The sequence below is a fragment of the Nostoc sp. DedSLP04 genome, assembly GCF_034530775.1.
Classification (GTDB): Bacteria; Cyanobacteriota; Cyanobacteriia; order Cyanobacteriales; family Nostocaceae; genus Nostoc.
Genome location: NZ_JAVRCL010000010.1, coordinates 77,544 through 101,182, shown reverse-complemented (window position 1 = coordinate 101,182; position 23,639 = coordinate 77,544). Strand labels below are relative to the sequence as shown.

At 40.2% G+C, this 23,639-nt stretch carries 18 protein-coding genes; 8 read left to right on the top strand and 10 right to left on the bottom strand.

Going from position 1 to position 23,639, the window contains the following annotated elements; translation table 11 throughout:
* Positions 1–35: 35 nt before the first annotated feature.
* The 3 genes from RMX89_RS08575 (at position 36) to RMX89_RS08565 (ending at position 5,482) form a co-directional block, all read left to right on the top strand.
* Positions 36–1,430: an MFS transporter gene (locus RMX89_RS08575; RefSeq protein WP_322688623.1), complete on the top strand. Its 1,395-nt coding sequence runs from the start codon at positions 36–38 to the stop codon at positions 1,428–1,430.
* A gap of 308 nt (positions 1,431–1,738) precedes the next feature.
* Positions 1,739–3,769 carry an ABC transporter ATP-binding protein/permease gene (locus tag RMX89_RS08570; protein ID WP_322688622.1) on the top strand — a complete coding sequence of 677 codons (2,031 nt, stop codon included), beginning with the start codon at positions 1,739–1,741 and terminating at the stop codon, positions 3,767–3,769.
* Between the two features lie 30 nt (positions 3,770–3,799).
* Entirely contained in the window at positions 3,800–5,482 is a 1,683-nt protein-coding gene (locus RMX89_RS08565; protein WP_322688621.1) for a GUN4 domain-containing protein, read from the top strand.
* Positions 5,483–5,703: 221 nt separating this feature from the next.
* Here the strand turns inward: RMX89_RS08565 and RMX89_RS08560 are convergent, their stop codons facing one another.
* Positions 5,704–6,132: a hypothetical protein gene (locus tag RMX89_RS08560; protein WP_322673944.1), complete on the bottom strand. Its 429-nt coding sequence runs from the start codon at positions 6,130–6,132 to the stop codon at positions 5,704–5,706.
* Between the two features lie 359 nt (positions 6,133–6,491).
* Between RMX89_RS08560 and psbQ the strand changes: the two genes are divergently transcribed.
* The 4 genes from psbQ to hemJ all read left to right on the top strand — a co-directional run bounded on the left by psbQ (position 6,492) and on the right by hemJ (position 10,118).
* Positions 6,492–6,959 carry a photosystem II protein PsbQ gene (psbQ, locus tag RMX89_RS08555; RefSeq protein ID WP_322673945.1) on the top strand — a complete coding sequence of 156 codons (468 nt, stop codon included), beginning with the start codon at positions 6,492–6,494 and terminating at the stop codon, positions 6,957–6,959.
* Between the two features lie 108 nt (positions 6,960–7,067).
* Complete coding sequence (locus RMX89_RS08550) at positions 7,068–8,180, top strand: FAD-dependent oxidoreductase (protein ID WP_322688620.1); 1,113 nt, start codon at positions 7,068–7,070, stop codon at positions 8,178–8,180.
* A 161-nt stretch (positions 8,181–8,341) separates the two neighbouring features.
* Positions 8,342–9,193: an alpha/beta fold hydrolase gene (locus RMX89_RS08545; protein ID WP_322688619.1), complete on the top strand. Its 852-nt coding sequence runs from the start codon at positions 8,342–8,344 to the stop codon at positions 9,191–9,193.
* A gap of 343 nt (positions 9,194–9,536) precedes the next feature.
* Positions 9,537–10,118, top strand: coding sequence for a protoporphyrinogen oxidase HemJ (gene hemJ, locus RMX89_RS08540; RefSeq protein ID WP_322688618.1), 582 nt, complete (start codon positions 9,537–9,539; stop codon positions 10,116–10,118).
* Positions 10,119–10,582: 464 nt separating this feature from the next.
* Here the strand turns inward: hemJ and RMX89_RS08535 are convergent, their stop codons facing one another.
* The 5 genes from RMX89_RS08535 to RMX89_RS08515 form a co-directional block, all read right to left on the bottom strand.
* Complete coding sequence (locus RMX89_RS08535; RefSeq protein ID WP_322673949.1) at positions 10,583–11,476, bottom strand: peptidoglycan-binding protein; 894 nt, start codon at positions 11,474–11,476, stop codon at positions 10,583–10,585.
* Positions 11,477–11,939: 463 nt separating this feature from the next.
* Positions 11,940–13,658, bottom strand: coding sequence for an NAD+ synthase (locus RMX89_RS08530; protein WP_322688654.1), 1,719 nt, complete (start codon positions 13,656–13,658; stop codon positions 11,940–11,942).
* A 98-nt stretch (positions 13,659–13,756) separates the two neighbouring features.
* Entirely contained in the window at positions 13,757–14,503 is a 747-nt protein-coding gene (locus tag RMX89_RS08525; protein ID WP_163929288.1) for an NUDIX hydrolase, read from the bottom strand.
* Positions 14,464–15,063 carry a nicotinate-nucleotide adenylyltransferase gene (locus RMX89_RS08520; protein ID WP_322688617.1) on the bottom strand — a complete coding sequence of 200 codons (600 nt, stop codon included), beginning with the start codon at positions 15,061–15,063 and terminating at the stop codon, positions 14,464–14,466. Before RMX89_RS08520 ends, RMX89_RS08525 begins: the two co-directional genes overlap by 40 nt.
* 57 nt (positions 15,064–15,120) lie before the next feature.
* Complete coding sequence (locus RMX89_RS08515; protein WP_322688616.1) at positions 15,121–16,536, bottom strand: nicotinate phosphoribosyltransferase; 1,416 nt, start codon at positions 16,534–16,536, stop codon at positions 15,121–15,123.
* A 455-nt stretch (positions 16,537–16,991) separates the two neighbouring features.
* On the opposite strand from RMX89_RS08515, the gene RMX89_RS08510 reads away from it, so the two are divergent.
* Positions 16,992–17,144, top strand: a complete 153-nt coding sequence (locus RMX89_RS08510; RefSeq protein WP_194041182.1) for a hypothetical protein — start codon at positions 16,992–16,994, stop codon at positions 17,142–17,144.
* Between the two features lie 133 nt (positions 17,145–17,277).
* On the opposite strand, the gene RMX89_RS08505 is transcribed toward RMX89_RS08510, so the two are convergent.
* From RMX89_RS08505 to treY, 4 genes are all read right to left on the bottom strand, one after another.
* Positions 17,278–17,898 carry a Uma2 family endonuclease gene (locus tag RMX89_RS08505; protein ID WP_322688615.1) on the bottom strand — a complete coding sequence of 207 codons (621 nt, stop codon included), beginning with the start codon at positions 17,896–17,898 and terminating at the stop codon, positions 17,278–17,280.
* A 61-nt stretch (positions 17,899–17,959) separates the two neighbouring features.
* Positions 17,960–18,880 (bottom strand): DUF6615 family protein, encoded by a 921-nt coding sequence (locus RMX89_RS08500; RefSeq protein WP_322688614.1) that lies wholly within the window; start codon positions 18,878–18,880, stop codon positions 17,960–17,962.
* Between the two features lie 170 nt (positions 18,881–19,050).
* A complete protein-coding gene (locus RMX89_RS08495; RefSeq protein WP_322688613.1) occupies positions 19,051–20,562 on the bottom strand; it encodes a trehalase family glycosidase in 1,512 nt (503 codons plus the stop codon).
* Positions 20,563–20,810: 248 nt separating this feature from the next.
* Complete coding sequence (treY, locus tag RMX89_RS08490; protein ID WP_322688612.1) at positions 20,811–23,609, bottom strand: malto-oligosyltrehalose synthase; 2,799 nt, start codon at positions 23,607–23,609, stop codon at positions 20,811–20,813.
* Between the last annotated feature and the right edge of the window lie 30 nt (positions 23,610–23,639).

Sequence of the window (23,639 nt, the reverse complement as noted above, 5' to 3'; positions counted from 1 at the left end):
GATTTGAACAGTAAAAAGCTAGAAAATATCAGATTATGATGTCAAACGTACAGATGATAGAAAAAACAAGACTGACTGCTTTGCGGGAAATGCGGCTGTTTATCATTGTTTGGATAGGACAGTTGATCGCCTTGATTGGTTCCAGTACCACTGCCTTTGCCTTAGATATCTGGGTTTATAATCGCACTGGCTCAGTTACCCAGTTTGCTTTAATCTCCCTGTTCAATACTCTACCGCTAATCTTAATTTCCCCGATCGCTGGGCCTTTGGTAGATAGGTGGGATCGCCGCAAGACGATGATTTTCGCTGATGTCTTGGCGTGTTTGGGAACAATTGCGATCGGCGTTTTATTTGTCATGGGTCGGTTGGAAGTTTGGCATATTTACTTAGCCAATACCTTCACTGCTGTTTTCATGGCTTTTCACATGCCAGCTTATACAGCATCAACAGTCTTACTTGTGCCAAAACAGCACCTCAATCGTGCTAACGGTCTGATGAGTCTGATGTATGGCATTTCCATAATCATTGCACCAACTCTCGGAGGTATTCTACTAAGCATTGTTCATTTCCAAGGGATTATTTTGCTTCACGTAACCAGTGTGTCTATCGCTGTTGTCTCCCTGATGCTGGTTCGGTTCCCGCAAGTCAACACAAGTGTTGTTACAACTGCAAAAAGTTCATTTCTCAGTGAAGCAACTTACGGATTTACATATTTGACCGCTCGACCCGGACTGCTGGGACTAATTTTATTCTCAGCTTCCAGTCTTTATCTTGTGGGAGGTATTAATGTCATTACTGTTCCGCTAGTGTTGAATTTCGCTTCAGTAAGCGTTCTGGGAACTATTCTTTCGCTATTTGGCATTGCTATTCTAGCAGGCGGCTTGCTCGTGAGTATCTGGGGAGGACTAGAACGCAACATCTATGCAATATACGGGTGTATGCTGTTAAATGGTGTATTTATTATCGCCGCCGGTTTGCAACCCTCTCTTGTCATCTTCACTGCTAGCATTTTCTTATTCTCTTTGACACAACCGATCGTTTCCAGTTCCACGCAAGCTGTCATGCAAAAAAAAGTAGAACCTAGTGTGCAAGGTAGAGTTTTTGCGATCAAAGGCGCGATTGAAGCGGCTGCTTTACCTCTAGGCTACATCACGATTGGGCCTTTAGCTGAGAAGGTTTTTGAACCCTTAATGGCTACTGATGGTTATTTGGCAGGAAGCATCGGACAAATCATCGGTGTTGGGTCTGGTCGTGGTATGGGACTTCTACTGATTATTATGGGAGTCTTAACCATTTTAGAAACCTCTATTGCCTATTTGTACCCTCGCCTACGGTTTGTGGAAGATGAACTCCCTAATGTTAGTAATGCAGTTGCGATGGCTACTGATACACCTTCTAGCAAGAATGATGCAGTTTCTTTGGTATCCTAAATTTAGCGTTGCATAGTGAAAGTTGATTAAAAGTTCTACTAGTTTAAAATTATTATTTGATTTTTTAAATTATCTATTTTTTTAAATAGCTAACTGTTAATTGAGTTCATAAATTTTTATATCTATATTCAACATTTATGATATACATTCAATCCTGTTATAACTTACCTAATATCTCTTTGAAACCCTTGAATTTATGTCATTTGCAGTTAGTTTTTTATAATTTTGCGTAAATCCTGCTGATGTTATTTAATCATTGAATTTTTCTATATTTCAATCCCAAAAATATGTTCAGTTTATTTTAGAATATGCAAACTAAAGTTTCTCGCGATCGCTCCTTAATGAACGATCCTTCTCCTTCGGATTTTAATAAATTTTGGCAGAGCGTCAGAGCGATCGCTGGCCCTTACTGGTATCCAACCAAGTCAGGGGAAAGAGCATTTTCAGACGTGATTCGGATATGGGGGATGCTCATTCTCCTGATTTTATTAATAATCGCGCTAGTGAGTGTAACGGCTTTTAATAGCTTTGTTACTCGCTATATAACCGATGTAATTGAAGAGAAAGATTATCCTAACTTTATTAAGACAATAGTAGTTTTCAGCGCTGCTCTGATCTGCATAACACTATTAAGCGGATTTTCTAAACTTGTTAGAAAAAAAATTGCTCTTGATTGGTACAAATGGTTAAATAATCATACATTATCAAAATATTTTAGCAATCGTGCCTATTATAGAATCAACTTTAGATCCGATGTTGATAATCCAGATCAACGAATATCTCAAGAAATAGAACCCATTACCAGTAATGCTCTCTCGTTTTCAGCTATTTTCCTAGAAAAAGTGCTGGAAATGACGACTTTTTTAGTAATCATTTGGTCAATTTCCCAATTTATTGCAACTGTTCTGGTTGTTTATACGATCGTAGGCAATTTGATTGCTGTTTATTTGGGTCAACAATTGAATAAAATTAATCAAGAGGAATTAGAACTGAAAGCAGAATACAATTATTGTCTGACTCATGTTCGTAATCATGCCGAATCAATAGCTTTTTTCCAGGGAGAAAATCAAGAATCTAATATAATTCAACGAAGATTTATTAATCTCCTAAAAAATATCGAACGCAAGATTAATTGGGAGAACAATCAAGAACTATTTGACGGAGCATATAAATCTGCTATCCAAATATTCCCATATTTGGTACTCGCACCTATATATATGAGCGGTCAAGCTGATTTTGGAGAAGTTGTTCAAGCCAGTATAGCTTGTAATTCGTTTGCCAATGCTATGGCAACATTAATTAGAGAATTTGGGAATTCCGGACGATTTTCTAGTTATGTTGAACGTTTATCTGAATTTTCAGATGCCTTAGAAGCTGTTACCAAACAACCAGAGAATGTTAGTACGATTAAAACAATAGAAGAAAACCATCTTGCTTTTGAGCATGTCACCTTACAAACGCCAAACTATGAGCAGGTGATTGTTGAAGACTTGTCAGTGTCTATTCAACCAGGTGAAGGTTTATTAATTATTGGCCCTAGTGGTCGAGGTAAAAGTTCTCTATTGAGAGCGATCGCTGGTTTGTGGAATGCGGGAACTGGTCGCCTGGTGCGACCTCCCCTAGAAGAAGTTTTATTTTTACCCCAACGTCCTTACATAATCTTAGGAACTTTGCGCGAACAGTTAATATATCCTAATACAAATCGTCAAATGACCGACCCAGAACTCAAAGACATTTTACAACAAGTAAATCTGCAAAACTTGTTAAATCGAGTTGAAGGCTTTGATACAGAAGTTCCTTGGGAGAATATATTATCGCTGGGAGAACAACAACGTCTGGCTTTTGCACGATTATTAGTTACTAACCCTAGCTTCACGATATTAGATGAAGCAACTAGCGCTTTGGATTTGAATAATGAAGGCAATTTATATCAACAGTTGCAAGAAACAAAAACAACTTTTATCAGTGTTGGACACCGAGAAAGTCTATTTAATTATCATCAATGGGTTTTGGAACTTTCACAAGATTCCAGTTGGCAACTTTTGACTGTGCAAGATTATCGGCTGCAAAAAGCAAAAGAAATTGTCACTAATAGTTCCGTAAATCCTGAAACTACAATAGATATTTTACCCGATAATCAATCCCAAAGCCAACCAGAAATATCGATAGAGATAGACACAATTGTAGGACTTTCTCATAAAGAAATGCAGATATTAACAAACTCTCCCATTAACACTATCAGAAGTAAAGCTAGCCTTGGTAAATCCATTACTACCAAAGATGGTTTTACCTATCGCTATGACAAAAACCCTAAGGTGTTGAAATGGGTAATAACTTAAGAACTATTAATGTTTGTGAAAATTAAGGTCATGTTAACTAAACAGCAAAGACAACTAATTACTTATAAAAGTATTTCAATCTACGAGCGAACTTATCAATTACCAATTCTCAAAAATCACGGTATAGAAACGGTTCAAAAAAAAATTAGAGAACGTCAAAGATTAATTAAAGAAGGTGTTCGATATCATCATAAACTTGGAGGAATAATTAAGCGAAAAGAAAAAATTAGTCAGGGAGAGATTTTTGATGAAATTCAATTATTTATTAAAGACTACAATCAGATTATTGTCTTTTTAAACAGTTATAAAGATAGTTATCACAATTTTTTGTTAAACTTAATTAATGATTTAAAGGAATTATTTAAACAGAAATATTTGACAATAAAAAATTTAGAAGATGAAAGAAGCAAGATAGAGCTAAAGAATTATAAAAATCCCCAAATACTTAATGAACTAAGATGGGAGAAAGAAGAAAACTTTAAAGCAGTTTTATTATTAAGTAATGCTTATTTTTTGATGTTAGAAAAAATAAGCTTGCTTAGTGAAGGAATTAAAAAACTTGCAGAAGATTTAAAAAAACAAAAAGAAATTGTTCAGCAAATAGTTGAAGATTTAGATACCTATCAAGAGCTTTATGAGTATCAAAGTAAAGCCTATAAAATTCGTCAAGAAATAGCAAAAATTGCCCAGACAGCAATCAATTTTGAGAATTCTTTACAAGATTACTTTAGTCCTTTTCAATCTTTAATCGATGAATTCGTAAAAATAGATGAATATTTTTACGCAACTGTCGGAGATATTAAAAATTTAGGGGATAATATTTTAAAGTATCAGTCAAATTTATTTAACCTTGAAGAAGCTAAGATAATTTCTGAAACTTTTCTCGATTTTATGGTGACAAGTTATGATAAAAAAACTAGATTAAAAGATGCTTTTATTCAATCTAAATTATTAGATTGGCAAATCTATAATTTAGATTCGAGCGAAAATTTTGTCTTTTTAGACAAGGGTATTGATTTAATAGCTAACTATATATCTAAGCAACTTACCGATCAAAGAAAAATGCTAGGAATAGCAGAAGTAGATTTTGTCTCTACAGTTTCTCTATCTAATGTTGAAGAAACAGGATTGATGGAACTGACTGATAACAATCTTACATTGACAAAAGAATTTTTCAGCAATAAAGATATTGATTATACCCAATTGCGATATCTCCTATCGCAGCATAAGTGGAAAGAAGCTGACATTGAAACAGCTAAATTAATGCTAAAAGCCATGAAGAAGAATTATTGGAATGAAGTTTATAAGGAAGATATTGATAATTTTTGTTGTCAAGACATCCATACCATTGATGAACTTTGGGAACAATATAGTTATGGTTATTTCGGTTTCAGTGTTCAGCAAACTATCTGGAGTGAAATGGGTGGTCAAGTAGATTATGAAACAGAAAAGAGACTAGGCGATCGCCTTGGTTGGCGAAAAGAGGGAAACTGGTTAGACTATGAGCAACTAACTTTTAAATTGTCCCCGATGACACCGATGGGACACTTACCAGCCAAATGGTTACACTACGATCAACATAGCTCTGACTTATCTCTATCATCTACAGAACACCTTTCAATGGGAGCCTGGCGGGTAAAATCTTGGTTAGTTTGGCAGATGCACTTATTCTTTTCTCGTACAAAAATTTGTAGTTCTCTAAAGATAATTTAAGAGGATGTTTAGTAATTCTAAAATTACAGCAGTTTGCATCTAAATGAAGTACATCTTTTACCCCCCTTAATCCCTCCGCTGTATTGGGGGGAAATTCCCAATCTAGTTCCCTCCTCTTTCCAAGGGGAGGTTAGGGAGGGGTATTTTTGTACTTCATTAACTTGCAATCTGCTGTAATTCAAAAGCAGCAACAACTTCTAGTTGTGCTGTCATTGTTGATTTTATTCACTTGGTTTATTAAAAACTTCTAAAATCTGTCGGCAAATCTGCTTGAGCTTTTCCTCGATTTCACCAGAAGGCGAAGATGCGCCGACAACACTCCAGTTTTCTACCGTAGAAAGTCGCCACGCCTCACCACGATGATCGAATCCCGCCACCTCCACGCCGATCGCACGCCGGGAATTATTGATGGGATCTTGATAAAATCGGATTTGAATTAAAATACTGCGACTTCGCCAAGATTTGCTAATACCAGGAAAGTGAAAGCCAATATCTATAGAATCTGGATCGACTAACTCCCTAGTTTCCGGGTCATTTTTCCAGGGTTTGAGATCGGATTTGGCATCAGGAAACTCAAATTTGAACAAATTAACTACCGTGGCAATGTTGCTGGCGAGTTCAAGGTTCGTTGCCTGTTCAGCTGCGTTCACTAAAAAACACTCCTATATTGCGTCGCCATCTTCAAGGATGTGAAGACATAAAAACCGCCAGAAGGCTTATATTATTGGTGTTTCAGCTTATCAAGACCTTTGAGATTTAGCAACTCTAAATCATATTTTCCTAACAATCCTCGTTACTAACAGAAGCCAAAAATCGCTTCTTGTTGGGACTGCCTAACACCTATTAAGTAATTGTACTTAAAAATTACTCCAAAGCAGATGAAACTCTGTTCTTTGAAGAAAATATCAAGATTTTCTGCAAAATCCTTGGCTGACAAGAACGATTAACTCCGCTAGCGATCTAAAATGACACTGTTAATCGGTAAACCAAAAGCAATTAAGTTCAATATATGGTGCGTCAACGCTCGATTTTTTCATTTTTCCTAGTATTATTGGCCACATTCCTGATTAGTTGTGGTGGCCCTGGTGTTGCGGTAGCACCTCCGACTTACACAGCAGTACAACTTGAAAAAATTCAGGCTTATGTTCCTGAAATTCAGGCTGTGCGCGATCGCTCACAAGAGTTAACAACCCTGATTAAAAGAGGTGATTGGATCAATGTGCGTAACTTTATACATGGGCCCATGACAGAAGCAAGGCTGAACCTGACTTATGTCACTTCCAACCTTCTACCCAATGACCAACCCAAAGCACGTCAAATAACACGAGATTTGTTTAATGACTTGGTTAAGCTTGATAAAGCTACTAGTGCAGGCAATCCTCTAGTTGCCTTGAATCAATCCCAAGATGCTTTTGCAGAGATTGACAAATTCTTCGACTTGCTTCCTAATACCAGCAGTGAAGCAGAGGCAAGTTAAGCCCAAGGTAAGATGAGCAAAGGGGGATGAGGAGGATGAAGGAGAGAAAAAATTTCTCCCCCTATTCCCTCATCTCCCACATCTCTCAATTTTTGCCTCAAAACAGCAATGAGTCATGTAGTTATTATCGGTTGTGGTGTAGTTGGGGCTGCGATCGCTTACGAACTGAGTTTAGTAAAAGGGCTGAAAATTACAGTTTGCGATCGCCAACCACCAGCACAAGCTTCCACGGGCGCTGCACTTGGCGTTTTGATGGGCGCAATCAGCCAAAAAATCAAGGGCAAGGCTTGGCAGATGCGGCAAACTAGCATCCAACGCTATGAAACCTTGATTCCTGAACTCGAAGCTTTAACAGGTCGCAAAATTCCTTTTAATCGTCAGGGAATTCTGATGCTTTTATCTGATTCCTCCCTAGAGGGGATGTCAGCATGGGAAAAGTTAGTAGAAATTCGCCACTCTCAAGGCTGGAATTTAGAAATTTGGGACACGGCTAAACTCCAGAATATCTGTCCTCAAATTAATAACGAAAAAATTACTGGCGCTGTCTATTCTTTGCAAGACCGCCAGCTCGATCCAACTGCCCTGACATTGGCTTTAGTTAAAGCTGCCCAGCAAAATGGTGTAACTTTCAAATTTGGTGTGACTGTTTTGGATACCCCAACCTCAACACCTGAATTTTGCCATCAACTAGAGACTACAGAAGGAAAAATAACCGCTGATTGGTTTGTAATTGCAGCAGGGTTAGGTTCAACCCCAGTAACAGCAAAATTAAATCAGATAATTGATATCCGCCCCGTACTTGGGCAAGCCTTGCAAATGCGTGTGGGGCATCCATTAGGAAATCCCGATTTCCAGCCAGCGATAACGGGTAATGATGTCCATATTGTTCCTGTGGGCGGTGGAGATTATTGGATAGGCGCAACAGTGGAATTTCCCAGCAATGGCGATGAGATACAACCAAATCAAGAACTGCTGAAATCTATTAGAGAACAAGCGATCGCATTTTGTCCAGAATTAGCCACAGCAACTATTCTCCGTACCTGGTCGGGTTTACGTCCCCGCCCTGAAGGTCGCCCAGCCCCAGTTATTGGTAAGTTGCCAGGGTTTAATAACGTCCTCCTAGCTACCGGACACTATCGCAACGGCGTTTTATTAGCACCCGCTACAGCTTATGCGATTCGTGAGATGATTATTTCTCAGGGAATGGGGACTGGGGAGTAGGGGAGAAATCAATTCAAAATTCAAAATTCAAAATTCAAAATTCAAACATTTTAGAACTTCTGCCTCCTGCCTCCTCTTTTCCAATGACAAATGACAAATGACAAATGACAAATGACCAATGACAAATGACAAATGACAAATGCCCAATATAGGAAAATAGCGTGTCAATAAAAGAACATAAAATCAATGTAGATTCACTGGAATGGTTTTATCGGGAATCTTTACCAATCGGCAGAAGTGACTTAGCGCCTGTGTTATTGCTACACGGCTTAGTTTCACAAAGTTACAGTTGGCGTCATATTATACCTGCTTTGGCGAATCAGGGGACAAGAGCGATCGCACCAGATTGGATTGGTTACGGCAATTCTTTCAAACCAGAAAAACGAGATTTTGCTTACACTCCCGATGCTTTTATCACAGCTTTAGAAGGATTTGTCAAAGCTTTAGAACTTGAACATTTTTCTTTAGTTGTCCAAGGTTTTTTAGGTTCTGTAGGACTACAATACGCTTTGCGTCATCCAGAACAAATTGCCAATATAGCTATTTTAAATACACCAATTTCAACTGCTGCTAAATTACCCTGGAAAATTAAACAAATGGGTTTACCTTTAGCAGGTGAAGTCATGACCCAAGACCCCTTGTTAGTCGATCGAACGCTAGAAGGCGGAAGCCGTTATCGCATAGGAGACAAGGATTTAGATGTTTATCGAAAACCATTTTTAACTGCTTCTTCGTCTGGTCGAAGTCTCTTAGCAAGTATTCGCAATTTACAGCTTGATTCAGCCATGACCGAAATCCAAACTGGCTTTAAAGAATGGCAACAACCAATTCTGATTCAATGGGGTATGATTGACCCTTGGCTACCTATAGACATTGCCGAAAACTTTGCCAATTCCGTACCAAATACCGAATTAATAAAACTTAATAACGTCGGACATTATCCTCAAGAACACTACCACGAGACGATTTTGCAAGACCTTTTACCCTTTGTGCGTCGTAAAGATGCTCATTGACAATATATAGCAATTCTATTTGATTTGTGAGAATTTTGGTGTTGACTGTCCTAAGTCAATTGGTCATTTGTCCTTGGTTTTGTCTTACGAATGATTTAGGATTGCTATAGCTTTGGCAAAAATGGATATTATAAAAATGAATGTCAGAATTCAGGAGTCAGAATTAATTAGTAGAGGATGCAAAATCATCATTTTAGCCCACTAAATAGAAGATTGAGTGGCAGAATTCAAATGTTATTTCTTGTTAAAACTCCATCTTTGAATAGGTAAAATATTCTGAATTCAGAATTCTGGCTCCTGACTACTTTGTTATTACCATTACAAGTAAAGGAAATTATGATTCATGGCTTATTCATGGTTTAAAGCCTTTCATATTGTCGGATTTGTAGTTTGGTTTGCTGGTTTATTCTACTTAGTACGTCTTTTTATCTATCACGTTGAAGCGAACGTTGAACCTGAACCAGCACGAACGATACTGAAAAATCAGTATCAAATTATGGAAAAGCGCCTTTACTCTATCATCACTAACCCAGGAATGTTTGTGACGATCGCAATGGCCATCGGTTTATTAACCACTGAACCGGACGTTTTAAAAGAGGGTTGGTTGCATATCAAACTGCTGTTTGTGGCGCTTTTAATTGGCTATCATCATTACTGCGCTCGGCTGATGAAGAAATTAGCAGTAGATGAATGTCGCTGGAATAGTCAGCAATTACGTGCTTTAAATGAAGCGCCTACAGTTATGTTAGTAGCGATCGTTTTGTTGGCTGTGTTTAAGAATAATCTACCTACAGATATGGCTGCTTGGGCTATTTTCGCCATGATTATTTTGATGGCAGTCACTATTCAACTTTACGCCAAAAAACGCAGGCAGGATAAAGAGAAATTGACGGCACAGATAGGGCAACCACAAGAACAAAGTTAGACAAAGTAAGGTAGCTCAGCTGTGCTACCTTACTTTATCTCGCATCACAACAATACAGCAGATTGTAAATTAATGAAGTACAAAAATACCCCACCCTAACCCTCCCCTTATCCCTACGGTGTACACACAAGTCGAAAAAAGCTTGATTTTCCATTGTTTTCTCGTTGATCTCGTTCCCTCACGCCACTTGCTTCAAGCCGGGAAACCCGTCCAACGCAGTGGCTCCCCTTTATAAGGGGAGGGTTAGGGTGGGGTAAAACCTTGGGTTTTTCAGCTATTTTAGACTTGTTGTGTACACTGTAGGGCGTGATTCAAGGATTTTTGCAAGAAACTTCATGAGCTGCGCTCACAAGGAACAATGAAAATGTCTTTTCCTCCTGCCTCCTGCCTTCTGCCTCCTGCCTTATTTTCAAGGCAGGTCTAATGAATGCTACTAATTAATCATTACCTCATCCTGTAAACGTTTACAGTAAATCATCTCCAGGAATGACGGTAGTGTAAAAAGTATATTTGCGATTAGCGACATAACGTCGGTCTTGTTTAATAATTGCCATAAACTCTCTATGTCCCTCACGGCTACGTCCCACTAAACAACCTGCACTAGCAAGGCGAATATCATTTCGGGGGAAATCAAAGCCGTAGTGTTGATTCACATAAAAATTATCACCTGTATCAAGTTTGTCGCCAGTCCGTTTAAAATCTTGGTTGAAATCTCTACAAACTGTTATATCTCCAACTTGCACTAATGCTTCATGAGGCTCGGCTGTACCGTGAGTACCCACAGCCCAAGCTTTGTATTGTCCAAACTGAATCCTAGCTGCTCCTTTGGGATTCATCGGATTGTAAGTGTAGTACTTCCCTGGTTCTGTAGTAGCTTCCCAGTGATCTACGATTTTGGGAACGCCATTTACTACTTCAATTACAATCCGGCGATCGTTAAATTGATTGGGTGTATCACTGTTGAGAGTCCAGTCTCCATTGATACCCTCTACATAAACAATGTTGTATTCTTTGGGATTGGTAAATACTTGATAACCTTTGGCTAACATATATTTCACAATCTTACTAGCGATGTCATTGCCTAGTTTTAAGGGGGGTTGAGGAAGATCGTCTATTTTGGTTTCGATTAGTTTCTTGGCTGTGACTGCTCCTAAAAAACCACTCTCTTCAGTCTTTATTAATTCTTGAAATTTTTTGAGAGATATGACAGAAACAGGGCCAAATTTACCATCGGCTGGAGGTTCCAGCAAACCTAAGCCGATTAACAATATCTGAATCTGACGAGCCAAGTCTGCATCTTCTGCGATCGCATCAAATGACCATTTCTCATCTTTTCCCAAGAAATCTTGTAGTTTCATTATGCACCTGCTTTCATTTACTGAGTTTTAAGTATAAACATCATTTTTAAAATTGATGTTGTTTGAAACTATACTCTTGACTAAAAGATGATGTCACAATTTTTACTATTAATTTATGATTAAGCACACAAAAATTCACAGATATTACACTGAAGAAAAAACTATTTATTGGCGACATCTATTAAATTTTTTTCGGTAATATGGTTCGAGTTCAGAGGTTGAGCAATGTCTCCGACAAGCTAGATTTACGCCCTTTTAACCAGACAATTTCACCTTCAATGTAGCTATCCCTCTCGCCCATTAATCAAAATCATTACCGTTTACGGATAAATCACACGACTTTTAACGAAGAATGTAAAACCTGTCCCTCTTCGCCTCGGAGAAGGACAGACTTTAATAAAAGTTCAAGACAGGAAGAGGTTTGATAACTAATTACTTGATTTGTGGATGAGCATTTTGTCCATCACAACAAACTAAGGTTAGGTGTAGCTGTGGTTTTAGTCTGGTAAGCATTTTTGACACCAACCCAGTTACTAGCAATTGGCATTCGCCAACCGGTTCCAAAGGCGCGATCGGTAATTTTTAAACCGGGGGGTGCTTGTCGCCGTTTAAATTCAGCCCGCGCTACCATTTGAATTACTCTGTCTACAATCACCGCATCGTGACCGGCTGCAACAATTTGTGCTGCTGATTGGTGGTTGTGAATCAGGCGTTGCAAAATATCGTCCAAAATTTCGTAAGGCGGTAGAGAGTCTCGATCGACTTGACCTGGTTTGAGTTCGGCGCTGGGTGCTTTAGTCAAGACGTTTTGCGGAATGATTTCATTATGGCGATTTAACCAATGGCAAAGTGAATACACACGGGTTTTAGGAACATCTGCAATTACCGCTAACCCGCCATTCATATCGCCGTAGAGAGTACAGTAACCAACTGCCATTTCTGACTTGTTACCGGTAGATAAAAGCAGATAGCCAAATTTATTAGCGATCGCCATTAATAAATTACCGCGAATCCGAGACTGTATATTCTCTTCAGCCAGTCCAAACTCCGTACCCGCAAACAAATTATCTAAAGTGCGATCGAAGCCTTGCATTAACTCGCCAATTGGTAAAAGATGAGTTTTAATTCCCAAATTTTCGGCTAATGCTTCAGCATCACTGATGGAATGCTCGGAACTGTAAGGGGAAGGCATGAGAACACCCAAGACATTTTCTTTACCAAGTGCAGCCGTGGCGATCGCAGCTACTATTGCCGAGTCAATCCCGCCACTTAAACCCAACACTACTTTAGAAAAGCGGCACTTACGAGCGTAATCTCGCACACCCAAAACCAAAGCTTGCCAAATTTCTTCATCTTCCGATTCATACATCGGTTCTACAGAACCCAACTGCAAATCACGCAGCGTTTCATCAAATTCTACTACTACTAAATCAGTGTCAAAACCACGGGCGCGACAGATAATTTCACCTTGACGATTTAAGGCAAAACTACGCCCATCAAAAATTAGATCGTCATTTCCGCCAACCTGATTAGCGTAAATCATTGGTTGTTGAAAACGTATTGCACTATGCCTAAGCATGGTTTCACGAAACTGTTGCTTACCAGCCGTGTAGGGAGAAGCAGACAAATTTACAATCAAATCTACACCCAAAATTGCTAAGTCAGCAATCGGATTTACTGCATAACTACGTTTGCCCCAGAATTCCTCATCGTTCCATAAATCTTCGCAAATAGTTACGCCAATATGGATATTATCGAGAGTGAAATAATTAGCTTGCAAGCCTTCTTCAAAATAACGGCGTTCATCAAAGACATCGTAAGTAGGCAAAAGTCGCTTGTGAAAAACTTGCTTGACTGTGCCATTTTCTAACAAAGCCATGCTGTTAAATAAACTTTTACCGCCACTAATATCTGCTTTGATATTCGATTCAACAGTTCCTACCAACACAGCTAATTTTGGTGGTAAATCCTCAGCCAAATTTTGTAAAGTGATGCCCATCGCTTCCACAAAACTAGGATTTAGTAATAAATCTCTTGGTGGATAGCCACACAGAGAAAGTTCTGGGGTCAACAACAAACGCGCACCGCTAGATGCGGCTCGTTGTGCCGCCTCCAGGATTTTTTGGGCATTTAAAAGCAAATCACCAATTGTCGGATTAATTTGAGCGATCGCAATTTTCATATTATTTGTCATTGGTCATTGGTCATTTGTCATTTGTCAGGAGTCATAAGTTACTCTGGACTTAAGACTTTTAACTCTTGACTTGGGGTAGAGATTGGTTAAATAAACACTAAAGGTTTATCTTTTAAGGGAGCAAAAGCTTCGGCGTCAAACTTATACAAGCTAGCCGGACGACCGGCACCCCGTGATACCTTAATTCCGGTATCGCATAAAAAACCTAACTTGAGTAGACGCGCCCGAAAATTAGAATAATCGGAAAAGTTATCACCTAAAACTGTGGCGTATAACTGATATAAATCATTCAAGGTGAACATTTCTGGCAAGACTTCAAAAGCCACCGGACTATACTCTAATTTATTTCGCAATCGCCTGTGCCCATAAGCCAGAATTTCGTTATGGTCAAAAGCTAATTGCGGCACTTGTTTTACCGGATACCAAGCAATGCCAGTCATGCGATCGGCAATCAATTCGGCTTCTTCAAATCGCACTAGGGCAAAGTAACTAACTGATAAATAACGCACACCATAACTATCAGTTGCTTCCCGTGGATCGCGATTTGGCCCGCCAAATGTATAGAGTTGTTCTAAATAGAGATTATTGACCTTAATTTTCTCCGCCATAATGCGATAAGCGGCATCTTCTAAAGACTCTCCTGGACGTACCAAAGTACCGGGAAGACTCCAATGATTTAAAAATGGTTCTTGCTGTCGCATTACTAGTAGAACTAACAGCCGATTTTGTACAGTATCTACAGAAAAAATTACATTATCAACACCAACCTTGAAATCGGCCAAGGGTTGTTGGTTTAACGGAGTTGGTATCTTTTTTGGTGAACGTCCTGGCATTCGTACAAATGCTCTCGATTAATATAGGCAACTACAGGGGCTGTGAGGGCTTGGGGATCTCTATGTTCGCGGTACGCTGTTGAGGAAACATCTAGACCGGTCAGACTAGCGATCGCTATTTTCCCTCCCAGCTTTTGCACTACCTCTGAACTAGACTCATCTATTACATATCCGGGTCGCGGTACAATCAGTAGTTGCACTTCCTGTAACAAATCTTCAATGCGATACCAACGTGGCAACTGAGTCAGTAAATCTGAACCAACGATCAACGTTAATTCAGCCTCTTCACCCCAAGTAAGCTTGGCTTTTTCCACTGTTTCCAGCGTTCTGAAACTACTCAATTTTTGTTCCAAAGCAATATTGTGCCGTGGTGCGTCTATATTTGCAATCAACAGTTGCAGCATTGCCGCCCGATGTTCTAAGGGTGTTTGATGGGACTTAAATGGATTATCCGCCGCCCAAACCGCTACCCAATCATAACGCTCAGATAACCAACTTAGAATTTCTTGATGTCCAGCAGTTGGTGGATCGGCACTAGTTCCAAATAAAGCAACTCTCATAATAATTCGTAATTCGTAATTCGTAATTCGTAATTAAGACATACTGAAAGAGTAATTTTACCTCTGTGTTCTCTGCGCCTCTGCGGTGCGTTTCTTAGTTTCTTCAGTCAACACCCGTAACCCTTCAGAAATCTCCACTTCTACAGCTACCGGACGATCCAAACGCCGTGTCTGTTGTGGCAAACTCGCAACTGAGGCGGCGGTACGCTGACGAATTGTTGCCAACGATTCCAATGGCTGTATCCGTTCACCTTCTTGCACTACCAACTGCAATAAAGGTTCTTCATCCAAAGCAATTTCATCTAAAAGTCCCAATCTGTCTGCTTTTACCTTACCTCCCGTAAACGAGCGAAAAATCTGCTTGCGCCCTGGATAAGTAACTTTACTACTCGATTGCTTCATGACTGGGATGCCATCAATGTCTACAAGTTTATAAACTCCATTGACAGGCGAACCTGTAACTAGTCGCGTTCCCAGTCCGTAACCATCAATTTGCGCTCCAGCAGCTTTTAATCTGGCAATTTCCCACTCGTCTATGTCACCACTAGCAAAAATTGGCACACCGGGAAGGAGCGATCGCACCTGTTTTGATAAGGTAACTAAATCTCCTGAGTCCAATCTCACTCCTGTTAATTGCATTTCCCCGGAATTTACTTTTTCGGCCAAGCGCTCGGCAGCAGCAATGGTATCGTAAGTATCAATTAGTAATGGCGCACCCGGAAAATAGCGATGAAATGCACTAAAAGCTTGTTCTTCAGTGCCTTCTATTGCTGACAATGCCATCACTAAGGCGTGTGCCATCGTACCACTTGGCTGTTGTCCCAGTTGTAGCGCTGCTAACACATTAGAAGTGGAATCTAACCCACCCGCCAACGCCGCCCGTGCTGCCCATAAAGACCCTTGGGGACTAAATGCTCGTCTGGTGCCAAATTCTAAAAGTGTTGCTGATTCCCCTGCTACATCCCGCAACCGGGCTGCTTTTGTGGCAATCAAAGTCTGGTAATTAATCGTATTCAGCAGGTAAGTTTCTACTAGTTGCGCTTGCCAAAGGGGTGCTTCCACCCGCAATAGTGGTTGATTGGCAAACACGGCTGTCCCTTCTGGTACTGCCCAAACATCACCCGTGAACTTCCCCTCAGCTAAAAGTGACCAAAAGCGATCGCCTGCGTGAGCAAAAATCCCTGTTGCCTGTAATGCCGCAATTTGCGCCAAACTAAAGCGGATTTTGGCTAAATATTCCAATGCCTGCGTCAGCCCCATCGCAATTAAATAACCAAAACCCTCTGGCAATCGTCTGACAGACAATTCAAAGCTTGCCCGTCGTTGTTCTATACCTTCGCCTGTGTAACAAGCTGCCATCGTCAACTGGTAAAGGTCGGTCAGCAAGCTGTAGTCATCGGCAGAAAGGTTCAGTTCCGGGTTCTGCTGGCTTTGCTGTTTATATACATAGTCCAAATCTGGCAAAGTTGTCATGCAAGAGCTTCCTTACAAGATGCTTCTTTTTATTATGGTAATATTTACCATAAATAATGTCAACTCCCTGCAAGTATATTGTCTGAAATTGCCGTATAACAGTAGATTTCTGAGTAGCTTAATACTAATTTCATCAAATAATTAATATTTTTTAATAGTAATGGCTAACAATAATGTTAATTAAATCGGGGGGCTAATCAAGGGAAATAATATCCTGTCAGAGAAAGTTTGTTTTGCTTCGCTCTTTTTCCAAATGGGTTGAAAGAAACAACTATGTTACAATTAGAATCGAAGAGAAAAATTTGACTTTTTGACAAGCTAAAGTATTGCAAAGTTATCTGAATAAACATTGCATATATTCTCAATATATTGAGAATATGAGCAAGGCTTGAGTATTAGGATTAGAGTATAAGCATCACTATTAAAGCGACTCAAAAAGAAGGAGTCCAAGTATTATGGATATTTCCAAAATCATTGCGAACATAACCCAGTATATTTCTGAAGCTGCAATGCGGATTTTTGGCCCTACGGATGATGCTTATCCTGCTGTTGGCGTACAACCTTTTACAGGTGAGCCTTACGACGAAGATAGAGATGATAATTGGTAGATGCCGATCCGGTATGTGAAAAATATTTATGAACAAAAAGATCCCCGACTTCTTCAATAAGTCGGGGATCTGATTTTCTCGGTGGAGAAGCAATCAAATAGGATTGCTATAGTTGCGTTGCGCTTGACATAAACTACTTAATAACAGATTGTCCAGCCGAAAATATTTGTTGTGCCGTTAGTTGCAAGTTGGGAAAGATTAAAGAGATAAGTCGATCGTTGTTTTGAAATAATTGTTTTTGATACTCATCCTCTCTTAGGCTGCAAATTGTCACCGTTGGCTGTTTGGGTTTACCAATATATTCTCTGCCACCAATACCTAAATAATCAACAATCCAATATTCAGGAATTCCTAACAGGGCGTAGTCTTCGGCTTTACGGGCATAATCGTTTTGCCAGTTTGTGCTGACAACTTCAGCAATCAGTTTTATTGAGTTTCCTGATGTAATTACAGGTTGTTGTTGCCATAATGGTTCATTAATTAATTGAGTTTGGTCTAACACAATCACATCGGGACGAAAAGCTGTTTCTGTTCCTAAGAGTTTGATTAGACAGCGATGGGGAATAAAGTAGCTTAGATCCTGACGATCGATTTCTACATTCAGCTTTCGCCCAATCAATGCAGATACTTGCTCGTGTGGCCCGGTTGGTTCCATCTCGATTAATTCACCATCAATTAGTTCATAGCGATCGCACTCACCGTAATGGCTAATAAATTCATCAACGGTTAGAACTTTTGAGGCTGATTGAACCATTGTGATTATTCCTCATGATTTGGTGCTTGCTAATTCCCAAGTAATTCTTTCACCTAACATATTAAAGTAGTTCAAGTAGCTCCTTTCGTATACGTTCTTCCTCATATCTACTATATGTTAGTTGCTTCCGTTCTTTTATGATTGTAACCTGTCCCAGATTGGAGTCAGGTAGCTCTACTAAATCGTTATTAAGCAGTAGTTGTACATGTTTAGGTGGCACATCACTTAGATACAAATCATCATAAATTGTTTGATAATTATTTGGCATATTCTTCAATTTTTGAGAAATACTTACGTCAAATCTTTCGAGAAATAAACTCTCGCTTTGGAGAATAGAGTTTCTCCAAGATTCCAAAACTCTACTTGGTAAATCGTCTGAGCTATCTCCATGACAACATACTAAAGAATGCCACGGCTGCATATATTTTAGTAAATCTGTAAGATGTTTTAGTTCTTTTTTGCTCCGTAAATGTTGAATTATGAAAGCAGAAATAATGGAACAACCATAGCTATTTTCTTTTTCTATAGGGTTGTATTTTAGATACTCTTTACTAGATGTTGAGTCATTCCAGTTAGAGTAAAAGCAATATAAAGGGATAGGTGAATTCTTTTCTTTTGAAGCATTTTCTATAAGAAGATCGCATTGATATACCTTATTTTTACTTTTAGTTCTTTTGTAGTAATACAGATGATTGAAAGAATTGTTTTTAAAATCTATAACTTTAGCTTGCACTCGAAAACCTATCCATTTATTGCTAGCACCAGTAAACCACCACTCCCAATCTGCACCGTTTGATCCTTCTTTATGTTTAGTAAATTTATGATTATAAATTTCCAGTTTTTTCTCAGATTTTAGTTTAAGAATATTTATATCTGTTAAAGTTTCTTCTCCAATCTGATGATCTAAATCACGTCCTTTGGCAAGCATATCCCATGTTTCTTTTGAGCAGTTTTTGAAAGTATCACATAAGGTTGAGGACATATTTAAAATTCAAAAAGTAATAGACAGTTTTAGTATTCCCTAAACAAGCCTAAAGTTAATCATTTATATTTGGAGATTCATTGTAGGGTGTTTGCTATGGTGGGCAAAAAAATGACATTGAAAAAAGTAAGTAAGTTTAAGGCGTGAGGTTTTATCTCACACCCTTTTATTTAAACTTTTCGATCGCCGATTGCTAAGAGTTCCAGAATCGCTCCATTTGTCCAGCCAAAACCAACTTCGTTAGAACTATATCCAAAGCAGATTTCGTCGGAAACATTGGCAGAACAGCGTTCAACATCATATTTCTCAACTAGAGTATTGTGACGCTCGAATTCTTTAACTGCCATAGCTAAAAATTTGTTGGCAATGCGATCGCCTTCTGTATGATACCCATAGCGGTGAAGTCCAAGGACTGCAACTAATGTCAATGGTGCCCAGCCAAGGGGAGCATCCCACTGATTGCCGGTGACACGAGTACTGGTAAAAATTCCGCCTGGGGCTTCAAACAGAGAGAGATTTTCTACGACGCGTTTGGCTTGAGTTGGAGAAGCAATTCCCAGCCAGAGAGGATAAAACGTGGTGGCAAATTCGTAGCGGCGGCGTTTTCCATTCTGGAAATGATAGTCGAAATATAATCCTTGTTCTTCATCCCAGAGAAATTGATCGATCCGATCGCGGCGGATCTCTGCGCGATTGCTCCATTTTTGTTCCAATTGTTCGTTCCCCAGAATATGCTTAATTTGCGCCATGTCTTGTTCCACCTGATACAAGAAACTATTGAGGCACACAGGAGCGTAGTGGAGAATATCAGCACTAAAAGGGCCAAATCGGTTGGTGATATCAAAACCAGACTCACGCATGGTGCGATCGCTTTTGTAAAATAGATTGGTCAGTTTGTCATTTTCGCGGTCGTAGTAAAGATTGACATCGTAATCTTCAACCTCAAAGGTTTGGTAATATTCCTTGACGCGATCGTAGTGGCTTTTTCCCTCTTCATCTCGCTCGGAAAACAAAACTTCTGGCGCCGGGCCTTCCCCAAAGGCATAAAATCTGGATAAGCCGGTTGCAGCATTCAGGTGGGGCGGTACTACCCAGTAATAATAAAATTGCTCTAACAGCGGTACGGTTGCTTTCAACCACTCTTCATCTTGGGTGTGCTGGAATAACGCCAAAACCATCATACTCAGGACAGGAGGCTGCGATCGCGACAGCATATAAGTCCGGTTGGCGTTGAGAATAATGCCGTAATGTTGTACTTGGTACAACAATTGATCGACTTGACTTTGTGCTAGCTCCAATTCTCCATCGTGCAAAAGTCCTAGCAATATAAAGTAGCTGTCCCAGCCATACATTTCATTGAAGCGACCGCCTGGTACAACATAAGGCCCTGGTAAGTATAATAACCCATGCTCTTTAATCGCTTCTGCTTCTGCTGGCAAAGTGCGAATTTCTAGCTGTTGCATATCTTTTGGAGATAGCGATCGCTCCAACACAGTCTGAATGTTGGGACAATCTTCTGAAGGGGAAATGTAAACAATCCAGGGAGTTTCTGTTTTGTGGTCTAGTTTGGTATCCTTGGCAGATTGTAATAAGTGTTCGTGCGATCGCGTTAAAGTTTTCCACATTTTTTTGATGTGGAGGCGCACAGCTTCAATCTGCGCGGTGGTCAGTGTTGGGGTCATAAATTACAGAATTGTTTTTTTAACGCGAAGGAGAGGCAGCGCGGTGAGGCAGTGCGTTGGGCGGGTTCCCCGACTTGAAGCAACTGCCGAACCCGTAAGGGTCTTGGGGAGCCAGTGCGGTCTTGGGGTTTCCCCAAGTGGAGCATCTGGCATGGTTTCCCCCATGAGCGACTGCCGTCGCCAAGGGAAGCGCAGAGGAACGCTGAGGTTTTACAGGGTTCTCTCTGCGTGGGACAAGATTTTTGTTTTTACTCAGCAGTGCTAATTAAGAGGGCAACTGGGAAATGGGTAAGGGCTGTTGCGATTGATAGGGTTTCTGTAGTTTGTAAGGGTTGCTGAGTTAGGACGTTTTTCCAAGTGGGGGAAGTTCCAGGGGGTAGTTGCAGGTGCGTATCTTGCCAAACTGACTCGCCTAAAGGATTGTCTCCTGGCTGGATGAGGCTGGTTAAAAAGCGGGGCGCGATCGCGATCGCTGTTTGATTCCCCTCCCGCCGTGCAAAGGCGATAATATGATTGGCGTAGGTTCCCTGAACTTCTAACGGTAAATAATCGCCGTCCTGGAATAATGAGACATAGTTTGTTCTGGCTTGGAGTAATTGAGCCGTTAAAAACAGTTTGATTCTGCCGTCTGTTTTGTCGTTTAGTAACTCCTGAATTAGTCCCAAAATGTCTGTTTTGACCTGTTCGCGGATGGCGCTTAAGTAAGTACGTCGCTGTTCAAAATCCACAGGACGGCGATTATCTGGATCGACTAAACTCAGTTCCCAAAGTTCTGTTCCCTGGTATAAATCGGGTACGCCGGGTGCGGTAATCTTCAGTAAAGTTTGGGAAAGGGAATTGAATATCCCATAATCTGCAATTCGCTGTTGAAATGGACGAAACGCTTCTAGAAATTCCCCGGATATAGCAGGATCGAGTACTTTCTCAATGAAGGAGGTACAAGCTTCTTCATACTCACTATCAGGTCGTAACCAGGCTGTATGCACCTTCGCTTCTCGTATTGCTTTTATTATATAGTCTTTCACCCGTTCCACGAAGGATGCATGTTCGTGTTCGGCAAAGGGAAACGCCCCTACTAGGGTTTGATAGAGAAAATACTCGTCGTTGCGATCGGGCATCGCAAACCCGTGGCGATGGCTACGATGTCCTCGATTCATGGCACTCCAGGTATTTACCTGCTGATCCCATTCATCGGGGATTTCTGAGAGGACATTCAACCTTGCCCGCACATCTTCGCCGCGCTTGGTGTCGTGGGTGGCTGTGGTGTTCATTGTGTGAGGCCAGGTTGCTTGGTGCTGTTTGTTAAAGGCATGGAATTTGGCTAATTCGATGCCAAAGTGGCCGGGATTTCCGCCGACTTCATTCAGCGACAGCAACCGATTGTAAACATATAATGTGGTATCTTCTACGCCTTTGGCCATTAGCGGGCCGCTGTATTGCTGCATTCGCAAGACAAAATATATCCACTGTTCGCGTTCTGTTTGAGTCAGAGAATTATCAAACTCTAGCAGCATTAACTTTTCAATAAAGGTCAGTTCATTCTGCAACAGTGGCACTTGTTCTTTGGTTTGGCTAATTACTTCTTGAATGGTAGCGCGATCGCTTTCTCCAATTCCATCGGGCGTAATGTAGGTGCGGTAAATTGGGAACAGTGTCAAAACTTCGGCGATCGCTCTTTTTAATCCATTCAGTGTAAAATCATTGCCATAGCGATATTTGCTGGAAACGTTCTTTAACAAAAGAGCCAGATTGTCAATATCACCTGCTAAATTCTTTTCTAAAATCAGGTGCTTTTTATCTTTTACTACCGATGCATAATCTGCTCTGGAACTGATAAAGTTTTGGTAAATTTTATCGAAGGATGATTCATTTTCCGTTTGACAAAATACGCCATTTACATAATTTAAAAAGTCATATCCAGACGTACCTTCTATTTCCCAGTTTTCCGGCAACTCTTCGGTGAGTTCTAAAATCTTCTCGACGGTGATATAAACATCTCCCATCTTTTCTTGCAGTCTTTCAAGATACTGGATTGGGTTATAAAGTCCATCAATATGGTCAATCCGTAAACCAGTAAATTTGCCTTCTTCAACTAGTTTCTGAATTAGGCTGTGGGTATTATTAAAAACCCGCACTTCTTCAACCTTAACGGAAATCAGTTCATTGACAGTAAAGAAACGACGGTAATTCATTTCTTCCGCGCCAACTTTCCAGAAGGCGAGGCGGTAAAACTGGTCGTTCAGTAATTCATCTAGGAGGTTAAAGCTTTCTGAATTACCGGGTTCTCCGTTGAATGTTTGGAGATTTTCGTCAATAAACTCGCGGATAGTATCATTTGTGGTGTAGAGTTCCCAAAGCAATCCTTTAATAAATGCAATTTGGTCTTGTCGCTGTTTTCCGGCAACTTCTGAGGGTACACTTTTGAGAATGTAGAGAATCCCCAATAGTTTAATAAAATCGGGATGATTGCGTCCCAGTGTGCGCGTGAGTTTACCTAAATTATGGCTGATAAATTTTGTATAAGATTCTAGCCGCAGTGGCAGTTTTAAGCTGTAATAGTTGACGGTTAAACCGTTTTGTTCGTATTGCAGTTGAATGTGTCCGTTTTCTAGGGATGTACCATAGAAATCTCCCAGCAGAGGAGCCAGAATTCGCTCTTGGCGATCGCCAAAGGGAGCATTCCAAGAAAGATCGAAGTAATCAGTATAGCTGGAATCTGGGCCGTGTTCCAATACGTCCATCAAGTAATCGTTTTCGCTGCTATAGGCCATGTGGTTGGGCACAATATCTTGTAACCAGCCCATACCAAGGGATTGAACTTCAGCAACTAATACATCAAAGGACTCATTAGTTCCCAGTTCTGGGTTAAGTTGAGTCGCATCTACTATATCGTAGCCGTGCGTACTCCCGGATCGTGCTTTGAAAATGGGGGAAGCATATAAATCGGAAACACCTAAATCTGCTAGATAAGCTGCGATCGCTTTGGCGTTGTCAAAGCCAAACTGAGGTGTAAACTGAATTCGATAAGTGGCGGTGGGAATTCGCATATTTTTTTAGTAGGAGTGGGGAGTAAGGGG